This is a genomic window from Succinivibrio sp. (genome assembly GCF_045124615.1).
Classification (GTDB): domain Bacteria; phylum Pseudomonadota; class Gammaproteobacteria; order Enterobacterales; family Succinivibrionaceae; genus Succinivibrio; species Succinivibrio faecicola.
In genome coordinates this window covers 1-2537 of record NZ_JBGVMC010000302.1, presented here as the reverse complement: position 1 = coordinate 2537, position 2537 = coordinate 1, and the positions used below count along the sequence as shown (strand labels likewise).

General features: G+C 40.1%; 2 protein-coding genes and 1 pseudogene. All 3 read left to right on the top strand.

What is annotated here, in order from left to right; genetic code table 11:
- Positions 1-241 (top strand): flagellar hook-basal body complex protein FliE (gene fliE / locus ACJML3_RS07890; RefSeq protein WP_406022148.1); only part of this gene is annotated, 241 nt, incomplete at its 5' end.
- Between the two features lie 16 nt (positions 242-257).
- A complete protein-coding gene (fliF, locus tag ACJML3_RS07885) occupies positions 258-2120 on the top strand; it encodes a flagellar basal-body MS-ring/collar protein FliF (protein ID WP_406022146.1) in 1863 nt (620 codons plus the stop codon).
- A gap of 9 nt (positions 2121-2129) precedes the next feature.
- A pseudogene (locus tag ACJML3_RS07880) lies at positions 2130-2537 on the top strand (flagellar motor switch protein FliG); the annotation flags it as partial.

Here is a 2537-nt window from a genome sequence, read left to right as displayed (position 1 = left end):
TGAGCACAATGATAATGTTGGTGCCTTTGCAAATATGCTGAAAGATGCATTTGAAAATGTGAATCTGCTGCAGAATGACTCATCTAACAAGCAGACAAAATTTGATTTGGGTGATCGCTCAGTGACTTTATCTGATGTGATGCTGGCTTCTCAAAAGGCAAGTATCTCTTTTGAAGCAACCTTACAGATTCGCAATAAGATGCTTGAGGCATACAAGACAGTTTCTCAGATGCAGGTATAACCTTTGAGGATTAAAAATGGCAGATAATGGTTTTCCGGTAACATCATCTTCTTCTCAGGAAAATGAAAATGCATTAGCTCCTGTAGAAAGTAATGATAAGCAGTCAGGTTCAAGTGATCTTGTTGTATCATCTGAATCAAACGAGCAGTTTTCTCCGGTAGAAACTGACAACTCCTCAGTTGATGAGAAGAGCTCTGGTATCAAGTCTTTCTTTAAAGATGGTGAAATGATTCATCGTCTTATTCTACTGGGGTTTCTTGTAATATTCATTGCAGGCATTATCTTTGCCGTTTTCTCATTTACAGGTTCATCAAATACTCCTGATACTCAAAGACGTTTAGGCCAGTATTCAAGCCAGGATATCGGTCCTGTTATCGAATTTTTAAAAACCGAAGGCTACAAATACAAATTATCTAACAATACAGTTATTGTTGATGCTAATGAGTATGATTCTATAGTTGAAAAAATGCTTATTCAGGGAATTGCCATTCCAAAAGAGAATACAGATGATGGCGACAAGATCATCATGACTGATTCTGGATTCGGTGTTTCTCAGAGAATGGAAAGCGAAAGAATCAAGCATGGCCGAGAAGTTCAGTTAGCAAGAGCAATTGAAAAAATTGATGGTGTTCAAAGAGCAACCGTTCTTCTTGCAATTCCAAAGGAGAATGTTTTTGCAAGAGAAAAGAGCAGACCTAGTGCTGCTGTAGTTGTTACTCTAAAGCCAAATGCATACTTAACACCTGAAAATGTAAATTCAATCCGTTTTATAGTTTCATCTTCAGTACACAATCTACTTAGCAAGGATGTTACTGTAACCGATCAGACAGGTCGTCAGCTGTCTGCTGAAGTTCCTAAGGATACAACAGAGAGCAAGCTTCAGCGCGAATTTGAAATGCGTACCATGCGAGAGGCTCAGTACAGAGACAAGCTTGATGCTATTCTTGCTCCAATGCTTGGTATTGGCAATTATTCAGCTGAGGTTGATGTAACTTTAGATACAACTATTCAGGAAGAGACAAGTCAGCTTTATAATCCAGACTCTCAGGCTGTTAGATCTGAAACATTAAAGGAAGCTTCAGGTCAGTCTGAAAAAACAAATCCTTATGGAGTACCTGGCTCTCTGTCAAATCAGCCTCCTGCTAATGCATCTATTCCTCAGCAACTCAAGAATGGTACTGCATCTGATTCTCAAAGCTCAGACAACAGAAAGGAGTCTCGTGAGGCTGTAAGAAACTATGAAGTTGATACAACCATGAGACATACTGTAAGACCTACAAATGTTGTATCCCGTCTTACCGTATCTGTTGCAGTTGATTATATAAAGACTCTCAACAAGGATAACAAAATTGAATATGTTCCACGTCCACAGGCTGATCTTGATAAGATTGCTGATCTTGTTCGTGGTGGTCTTGGTCTGTCAGAGTCAAGAGGAGATTTTGTAAAGGTAGAGACAGTCTCATTCCCTCATGGCGATATCACACCAGAACTGCCAGTATACCAGCAGGACTGGTTCATAAAGCTTGTAAAACCTATTGCAGTTATCCTGATTGTGCTGATTGTTGTAGTCTTCGTAATCAGACCTCTGCTCAACAAGCTTCTGCGTAAGGATGAAACTGATGTACCTGAGGTTGACCAGGATGAGCTTGATTCTCAGTCTGCTCTTGATGGATTCGATGACTTCAATCTCATTGCAAAGAATAAGGAGCTTGCAGATCAGGTTTATACCATCAATACTGAAGGCGGTATCGAGCTTCCAAACTTACGAAAAGAAGCAGATCTGCTCAAGGCTGTGCGTACTCTTGCTACTAATGAGCCACAGCTTACTGCTGAAGTTATTAAAGACTGGCTTGCAGAAGATCTCAAGGAAAAGTCATAGGAGTTATAAATGTCAGATACAGATTTACAGGCACCTATTGCTAAGTCACCTTCAATTAATGGCAATGCTGTCCTTGAGTTTACTGAAGACGAGAAGACTGCACTTGAAAGTATGTCCGGAATGGACAAGTGTGTGCTCTTAATGCTTTCTCTCTCTGAAGAGGATGCTGCACAGATTTTCAAGAATCTTGAGCCAAAGCAGGTTCAGAAACTTGGTATCAGAATGTCAGAGATGACAAACTTTACTCAAGATCAGGTAAATGCCGTACATAAGTCCTTCTTAAAGGATGTTACAAGTCATTCAAATCTTGGTCTTGGAAATTCAGACTTCGTTCGTCATGCTCTTACTGCTGCACTTGGTACAGAAAAGGCAAACAACCTTATTGAGCAGATTTCTTTGGGTACCGGTTCTCGTGGT

Coding starts and splice junctions, on each gene's coding strand:
- fliF (WP_406022146.1), top strand. CDS start 258: ATGGCAGATAATGGTTTTCCGGTAACATCATCTTCTTCTCAGGAAAAT.